Genomic DNA, 8,600 nt, shown 5'->3' with positions numbered 1-8,600 from the left:
TTTTATAACGGACACACGCAGTGTGTCCCTACGTTCTGTTAAAATTTCTATTTTTGTACATTTGCTACATAATACCGGGAAAATTGACCGCACTTTTCTCTCAATCACAAAGCAATCTCATCCAAAGATCGCCCAAAACTTGGCATAAATACTTGTAAGAAATAATCCATTTCTTGGCTGTGCCATTGTTGCATAAGATTTTCTAACCTTGCCTTAGCGCTTTTAAATTCCTGATTGCCGTTATCCAATTCAAACTGGGCTTTGACGTAGGCACAGATGAGGTCGGCTTGTTTAACGAGGTGTTTTTCTTCCTCAGAAAAGGTTTCGCTATCCAAATAGGGGGCAAAATCCTCTTGTAATTCTTGTGGTAAAAGGCTGATTAAATGAAGCTCTGCCGCACTCTCAATTTGTTTATAGGCTTGGGTAATTTCAGGGTTGAAATATTTTATCGGGGTTGGTAAATCACCGGTAAAAATTTCGGAGGTATCGTGATACATTGCCATCACCGCAATGCGTTCCGGGTTTACTTTTCCGCCAAAAAATTTATTTTTAATAATCGCCAAGGCTTGCGCCACAAATGCCACTTGCAGGCTATGTTCTGCCAGGTTTTCTTTTTCAATATTACGCATCAGCGACCAACGCTGAATTAATCGTAAGCGATCCAAACAAGCAAAAAAGTGACTGATTTTAATCTCCATACAACCTCTAATTAGACGGTAATTCTTCCACCGTTACCGGCACATCAAACACCCGTCCTAAACGCATAATCGTCACCATCACTTGCGTTTTCGGTTGGGTATTAGAAATGATCTGCATCACCTCTCTGGCTGAAATGCCCTCTTGATTATTCAATTTTAAAATCACATCCCCCACTTGAATACCGGCTTTCGCCGCCGGACTATTGGCACTGACCCCGGTGATTAAAATACCTTGTTCGGTATTGGCGCTAATATCGCTTTGCACGCCAAAATAGCCTCGAATTACCCGACCATCACGAATAATTTTGTGCAACACATCATTGGCGATATCCATTGGGATGGCAAAATTTAAGCCTTCAGCAATTTCATTGGCGGTTTTGCCGATACTCAAGGTGCTAATTCCCACCAATTCACCAGCGGAATTAATTAATGCGCCACCGGAATTCCCTCGGTTAATGGAAGCATCGGTTTGAATAAAATTTTGTCTGCCAAGGGAATCGCCCACCGCACTGCGCCCAACCGCACTGATGATCCCCTGAGAAACACTTTGCCCAAGATTGTAAGGATTACCAATCGCCAACGCCACATCCCCCACATGCACTTGGCGCTCCGCATTTTGCGGAATAGTGGCAAGATTATCGGCACGAATTTTTAGCACGGCAAGATCCGTTAAATTATCCGATCCCACCAAAATTGCTTCATAAATATTACCGTTTTGCAATGCCACCACAATTTGGTCGGCGTTTTGGATCACGTGTTTATTGGTGAGAATGTAGCCGTCTTTGCTCATAATCACCCCTGAACCTAAATTGTTCACTTGCAGTTGGTCATTATCATTAATACTTGCTGAGGAAAAAGAACGGTTATAAACATTGACGACAGCCGGTGAGGCAATACGCACCGCATTTTTAAAAGAAACAATGTCATCAGAGGTTAATATATTGCCCGAATTTAATCGAGGCACGGCGAAAAGAATGACCCCTGCGGCGGCAAGCCCCCACAGGGCGGAATGAAAAAGTTTTCTAAACATTTAAAATCCTTTTGGCGTATAAATTAGTTTTAGGTCTTCGCCAATTTGTTGAAATTCGTTAAGTTGCCATAATGGTGCATCGGATAACTGCGTTAAGTGAGGGAGCTGGCATAAACCTCGCGCCTTATCGCCCAATAATTTGGGGGCGATATAAATGATGAGTTCATCCACAAGTTTTTGTTCGATCAAATTCCCCGCCAAATTCGCTCCGGCTTCCACCCAAAGTGAATTAATTTGACGATTTCCCAACGCCACCATTAACGCTTGCAATAAATTTTCTTTGGGTAAAATAATTTGTTCACAAAAAGGCGGGAAAGTGGAAAGATCTCTTTGCTGAGAGGAAACTAACCATACCGGCGATGTGGTATGAAATAACCGATGGGTCGGTTGAATACGATGTTGCGAATCTAAAATCACCCGAATAGGCTGACGCACCCTTTCCTTAGGATAGTCTTTTTTAAGATCATCATCAAAGTCTTCCCAACGCACGTTTAAACTCGGATCATCGGCTAAAACCGTGGCGGAAGTGGATAAAAGTGCGGATGATTTTGCCCGCATTTTTTGCACATCGGAACGCGCCTGTGCACCGGTAATCCATTTGCTTTCACCACTTGCCATGGCCGTTCTACCATCAAGGCTCATCGCTAATTTTAATTGCACAAAGGGAACACCTTGGCGCATTCGCTTTAAAAAGCCTCGATTAAGTTTTTCTGCAGAAAAATTCAATAAATTGACCGCACTTTCAATGCCCGCTTCAGCCAACATTGTTAACCCTTTTCCTGCGACCTGTGGATTGGGATCTTGCATAGCGGCAATCACTTTCACCACACCGGCTTCGATCAAACCTAATGCACAAGGGGGGGTGCGTCCGTAATGGGCGCAAGGCTCTAAAGTGACATAAGCCGTTGCCCCTTTGGCTTTATCACCGGCTTGCGCCAATGCCATTCGCTCGGCATGAGGTTGCCCTGCTTTAAAATGAAAACCCTCACCGACAATCTCACCTTGATTAACTAATACACAGCCCACGGCGGGATTGGGTGTGGTGGTATAAATCCCCTTTGCCGCTAAGCCTAATGCCCGTTGCATAAATTGATGATCTTGTGCGGTAAATTGATCCGACATAATTAATCCTTCAGGTTTTCAATTTCCTTGGTAAATTGATTGATGTTATCAAAACTTAAATAGACGGAAGCAAAGCGAATGTAGGCGACTTTATCCAATTCTTTTAAGGCATTCATCGCTAATTTCCCCACCAACTGACTTGGCACTTCACGCTCACCGGTAGCTCTCAATTGTAAAATAATATGGCTAATGGCTTTTTCTACATCATCGGCACTTACCGGGCGTTTTTCCAAAGCATATTGAATACCACGGCGAAGTTTGTCTTCATTGAAAGGCTCTCGTAGCCCATCATTTTTAATAATTTTAGGCACAATCAATTCTGCCGTTTCAAAAGTGGTAAAACGCTCGTGACAACTGCCACATTCACGGCGGCGGCGAACTTGATAACCATCCGACACCAAACGGCTATCAATCACTTTCGTTTCTTCAGTGGAACAAAATGGGCAACGCATAGAAAATCCTCATAAAAATAGCCGCTTATCTTAGCAAAAAAAGTCCATATTGACGATTCACTTTGTTTTCTTATTCGCTGATTTTTTCGCTTCTTTTGCAAACAATGCGCCAAACCAATCCGTTGTTTGCTTTAATAGTGCCTGCAAATGTTCGTGCTGTTCAAATTTTGTGGTTTGGGCTAACAGACGAGCCCAATAAGGATCCGCTTTTTTGGTATAGTTTCCCCGTCTTTCATCTTCCGCTAATTTTTGTAATTTCGTCAAAATGCCCTCAAAATCCACCGCACTTTCCGCTGCGATAATGAAATCCGATATTTTCCCTACGGTGGGGATGGCTTGAATTTCTATCTGGCTTTGCAAATACGCCTGCACATAGATTTGCAATTGCGCCAATGCGGCTTCCCTTGAAATGGTTGGAAATTCAACCACTTGGTCTTTGGTGATTAATGTTGGCGGTATAGCATTTTGTTGCGTAACGCATTGAATTAAATAATAAAGCCAAGGACGAATACGATAACGATCTTTATAGCGGGCAAAATGCCATTCAATCACCTGCTGTCCATCATTAAAAAGATTATCCATATAGCCAAATAAGCGAATTGTCCGTTCTTTTTCTTGCCATATCACATTCAGTGTAAAATCAACCGAGCGGTGGGAGGGATTGCCGAGATCAACAATTTTTTCTTTAAATTCCAACACCGTATGACGTGTATTTTCCGCCACTACCTGCCCAAATTGGGCACGAGGCAACACACCTTTTACTCTCGCTTGCGCAAAATATTCATCAAATTGTTGTTCATCGGCATATACTAAATCATTATTGAGCCTATAGTTATCCAAGCCGTCCAAAGTGAAATTTTCGCTCTCGGCAATGCGATCATCTTCATCACGGAAATACACACCCAGTTGTTTTTCAAAGAAAAATTTTACAGGGTTTTCCACAAATCCTACGAAACGATCCAGCTCAATTTCCGTTATCTTTTCTTGCAGTAGCATAACCGAGGCAAACTCTTTTGGTGCTGCTTTTCCGCCATTTTTTGCCATAGGTAACCATTTCGTGGCAAAAGAGCGGTTGAAATTATCCTCATTTTTGAAATTGCTTGGGCTGAATGCCGTCATTGGGTGCTGCTGAACTTGTAATTTATTCTCATCCTTTTGTTGTTGATTAATATAATCCATCAGTTGACTCACCAACACCGAAGGCGCTTTCTCTTGGTTATCAATAATCGAACGCCCGATATAGCTGATATAGCAGTAATCACGGGCGGCAAGTAGTGCCTCAAGGAATAAATAGCGATCATCATCACGGCGGATACGATCACCTTTTTGATGGTGATATTGCATCAAATCAAAGCTGTTTGGCGTTTGTGAACGGGGGTAATCCGCCTCGTTCATTCCCAACAAACACACCACTTTAAAAGGTACGGCCCGCATTGGGAGTAAGGTACAAAAATTCACTTTACCGGCTAAAAATTTCAAACTATTGGGCGTGTCTTCCAATTTTGTAGTCATCACATCAGCGATAACATCCGCTTGCAGTGGCAGATCAAAATGAAGGGCGGAGAGCTGCTCTGCGACCTCGTTAATTTTCTCTTGAATATAAAAGAGAGTATCTCGGGTTTGTTCATTTTGTGCAAAGCAATCCGTTAAAAGTGCGGTCAATCTTTCATGCCATTTTTCTATTGGGTGAGCTTGTTGAAGGGTTTTATGCCAATGAGAAAGCACCGTGAAAAAATCGGATAACTTCCCTGCCAATACGCCTTTTAAGCCATAGCTACTATCCAACCCCAAACTTTCTTGCCAAATGCCGTGCTCTTCACGCATCGCATAGCCCAATACCATTCGTTCCAAACCGGCCTGCCACGAATTGAAATTCATTCCCTCTTGGTTTTTCTGCAACCCAAAACGGATGCCTGCATCCGCCACCCACTCTCGCACTAAAGGGAGATCGGAAAGGGAAAGATCAAAGCGTTCACGCAATGCCGGAATGTCTAATAAGGTCAGCATCGCCTCTGCACTAAAGGGGCTTTCTTTTAGGCGTAATAAGGTTAAATAACAGGAAACCAACACATCGCTTTCGGATAATTTATTATCGGAAATCGAAAAAGGAATGAGCGGTGTTTCCCCATTTTTCTGACCGAAAACCGCCTGAATATAAGGGGTATATTGATTAATGTCCGCCACCATTACTACCACGTCTTTCGGTGTCAGTGTGGGATCTTGATTGAATAAATGCAGCAGATAATCTTGCAATACTTCCACTTCCCGCATAGCACTATGGCAAGCGTGCACGGTCAAAGAGCGGTCATTTTTTTCAAGATTTAAGGGCTGATTGGTTAAATGCAAAATATGGGATTGCAATTGTCCAAGTAAGGTAGAAGCAGAGATTTCTTCGTAAGCATTCAATGAATAAGTGGGAATTCGCTCTTCATCCCGAACCAGGTTATAAAGAAAATCACGCCCCATTTTTCCCCAAGCCGCCAACAAGGGGTTGCCCACTTGTAAATGTTCATTATGATAAGTAGTTTCAATCAATCCTTGCTTCAAGGCAGATTGCTGGGCTTGTGAAAAGAGCGGGTGCATTTCATTGCGTTTTTGGCTGTTTCGGCGTGTGCGCTGAATAAGATAATCCACCTGCAAATCCCGAATATCTCCCCAATATTCTTGGCAGGGATTGTTAAAAAAGAGGTGAATATCCACCTCTAATGACATCGCTTGCAAAATAGATAGATAGGCAGTCGGTAATGCCGGAATCCCAAAAATAAACACTCGAGAAGGTAATTTTTTCGGTTGGTTTGGATTATTTAACAAGGCGAGAAATTGCTCGTGTAAGGCGGCACGGTGAGTGGCATTTTCCCCCATATCCTTTTTAATATCCGCCACCAAAGCACGCCATAACGCCCCCTGCCACACCACATTACCGAGAATTTGTTGTAACAGCGTTGCATTTAAATGGGTTTGTTGTGCTTTAATTTGACTGATAATTTCTTCATCTTCCCCTTTTTCCCAAGCAAAAATCCATTCGGGACGATAAACCAAATATTGGTCAAACAGATCCGCAATCTTACGACTTAATTGATAGCATTTATATTGTTCGGAATGGGGGGAAGAAGCCAAGTAATGACGTAATGGAGAAAAGTCGTCCTGTTCGAGAAAATCGGGTATCAACTTCACTAACCGCCACATCATCGAATCTTTATCAAAAGGATTTTGCAAGGAAACTGCCGGCAAATTATCCGCATAAAGTTGCCAAATAAAGGTAGCGGGCATAGGAAAAGCCAAATGGGCAGAAATACCATTTTTCTTGGCTAATTCCATTTGTAACCACTGTGCCATACCGGGGCTTTGCACCAAGATTATCTCTTGTTGAAAAGGATCTTCTCGTGGCAGTGTTTTAAATAATTCGGCGAGAATTTCTTTCTGTTTTTCAAGTTGATTGGAATAGTAAACGATAAACACAATGGTAACCTATCAAAAATAAGTAAAATGGCGTGTCATTTGTGTGGCTTCTCCGCCACAAGCAGCACAATGATAACGTATTTGCGTTTTTCTAACAAACGCCCATAAGCGGTTTTTCGGTATTATGTCGCCATTGTAAAAACTTGATGCCATTTACTCCGTAATAGGATGCCCCCTTCGGAAACCCACATCAAAATTCTCTCGAAAACATTGTTAACTATTTGACCTTCTTTATTTTTCAGATAAGCTACACACCATTATTTTTATTTTAGAGAGACCGATGATGTTAGAACAGATGGGAAAACAAGCCAAAGAAGCCGCTTTTATCTTGGCACAATTAAGCACGGCAGAAAAAAATCAGGCGTTAACGATGATTGCTGAACAATTGGAACAACAAGCTGATCGTATTTTAGCCGAAAATGCCAAGGATATTGAACAGGCAAAGCAAAACGGACTGTCGGAGGCGTTAATTGATCGTCTTTTGCTCACCCCTGAGCGTTTACAAGGCATTGCCAATGATGTCCGCCACGTGATTTCTCTTGCCGACCCCGTGGGGAAAATTATTGATGGGGGAACATTGGATAGCGGTTTGAAAATTGAGCGGGTTCATACCCCCATTGGTGTGATCGGCACGATTTATGAAGCCCGCCCAAATGTCACCATCGATGTGGCAAGCCTTTGTTTAAAAACCGGTAATGCGGTCATTTTGCGGGGGGGGAAAGAAACCCAATTTTCTAACCATATTTTGGTGGAAGTGGTGCAAAATGCTCTTGAGCAGGCGGGATTGCCTAAATTTGCCGTGCAAGCTATCACCGATCCTAATCGTGATCTCGTGATGCAATTACTCAAATTGGATCGCTATGTGGATATGATTATTCCTCGTGGCGGAGCCGGTTTGCACGAACTTTGCAAACAACATTCCACCATTCCGGTGATTGTGGGTGGCGTGGGCGTTTGCCATACCTTTGTGGAAGAAAGTGCGGATCAAAATCAAGCCGTTTTAGTTATCGACAATGCCAAAACCCAACGTCCAAGCACTTGCAACACCTTAGAAACCCTACTTGTACAAGAGTCCATTGCCGCTGAATTCTTACCTAAACTCATCGCACAGCTTGCAGCGAAAAACGTAAAATATCACGCAAAATCAACCGCACTTGAGCTTTTAAAACAAGCAGGGGCTGAAGTGAGCGAAGTCACGGAACAGCAACTACGTGAAGAATGGGGCTCCCTTGATCTCAATGTGGTGATCGTCAAGGATATTCAAGCCGCAATCTCTCATATTCAGGAATATGGTACACAACATTCTGAAAGTATTTTAACCGCCTCCCAATCTCTCGCCCGCCAATTTATAAACCAAGTGGATGCGGCAGCCGTTTATGTGAATGCCAGTACACGTTTTACCGATGGCGGACAATTTGGTTTAGGCGCAGAAGTCGCCGTCAGCACTCAAAAACTCCATGCTCGAGGCCCAATGGGACTGGAAGCGCTCACCACCTATAAATGGGTGTGCGAAGGAAACTACACCACCAGAAAATAACCATTATTTCAACCGCACTTTCTCGATTATCACGCCAAAGTGCGGTGATTTTTTCGGTATTATGTAGCAAATGCACAAAACAGAAATTTTAACCAAAACGTAGGGACACACTGCGTGTGTCCGTTATAAAATCAAATTATTTCAATAGGTTAAAATTCGGACACACGCAGTGTGTCCCTACAAGTAACAAAAAACAACGTTGTGCAACTGCTGTATAATACCGGTGTTTTTTACCGCACTTTTTGTTTTTATTTTTTTGATTAATAAAGGAGAAAAAATGGCTGATCCGCATATTCAATCCC

The 8,600-nt window shown here is 42.8% G+C and carries 7 protein-coding genes; 1 reads left to right on the top strand and 6 read right to left on the bottom strand.

Annotated elements, in window-relative coordinates:
- Positions 1-104 precede the first annotated feature (104 nt).
- From yfbR to BKK50_RS12460, 6 genes are read right to left on the bottom strand one after another with little or no spacing between them, the layout of a single operon-like run.
- Complete coding sequence (gene yfbR / locus BKK50_RS08240; RefSeq protein ID WP_077417118.1) at positions 105-698, bottom strand: 5'-deoxynucleotidase; 594 nt, start codon at positions 696-698, stop codon at positions 105-107.
- A gap of 7 nt (positions 699-705) precedes the next feature.
- A complete protein-coding gene (gene degS / locus BKK50_RS08235; RefSeq protein WP_077417116.1) occupies positions 706-1,728 on the bottom strand; it encodes an outer membrane-stress sensor serine endopeptidase DegS in 1,023 nt (340 codons plus the stop codon).
- Positions 1,729-2,850 carry a bifunctional diaminohydroxyphosphoribosylaminopyrimidine deaminase/5-amino-6-(5-phosphoribosylamino)uracil reductase RibD gene (gene ribD, locus BKK50_RS08230; protein ID WP_077417114.1) on the bottom strand — a complete coding sequence of 374 codons (1,122 nt, stop codon included), beginning with the start codon at positions 2,848-2,850 and terminating at the stop codon, positions 1,729-1,731. It lies immediately after the preceding gene.
- A 2-nt stretch (positions 2,851-2,852) separates the two neighbouring features.
- Complete coding sequence (gene nrdR, locus BKK50_RS08225) at positions 2,853-3,302, bottom strand: transcriptional regulator NrdR (protein WP_077417112.1); 450 nt, start codon at positions 3,300-3,302, stop codon at positions 2,853-2,855.
- A gap of 57 nt (positions 3,303-3,359) precedes the next feature.
- On the bottom strand, positions 3,360-6,761 hold the full coding sequence (gene recC, locus BKK50_RS08220) for an exodeoxyribonuclease V subunit gamma (protein ID WP_077417110.1): 3,402 nt from the start codon (positions 6,759-6,761) through the stop codon (positions 3,360-3,362).
- A gap of 12 nt (positions 6,762-6,773) precedes the next feature.
- A complete protein-coding gene (locus BKK50_RS12460) occupies positions 6,774-6,914 on the bottom strand; it encodes a hypothetical protein (protein ID WP_158074659.1) in 141 nt (46 codons plus the stop codon).
- 130 nt (positions 6,915-7,044) lie between these two features.
- Between BKK50_RS12460 and proA the strand changes: the two genes are divergently transcribed.
- Positions 7,045-8,298, top strand: coding sequence for a glutamate-5-semialdehyde dehydrogenase (gene proA, locus BKK50_RS08215; protein WP_077417108.1), 1,254 nt, complete (start codon positions 7,045-7,047; stop codon positions 8,296-8,298).
- Positions 8,299-8,600: the final 302 nt, after the last annotated feature.

This window comes from Rodentibacter rarus, assembly GCF_001998965.1.
GTDB lineage: Bacteria > Pseudomonadota > Gammaproteobacteria > Enterobacterales > Pasteurellaceae > Rodentibacter > Rodentibacter rarus.
This window is presented reverse-complemented; position numbering and strand designations above follow the sequence as displayed.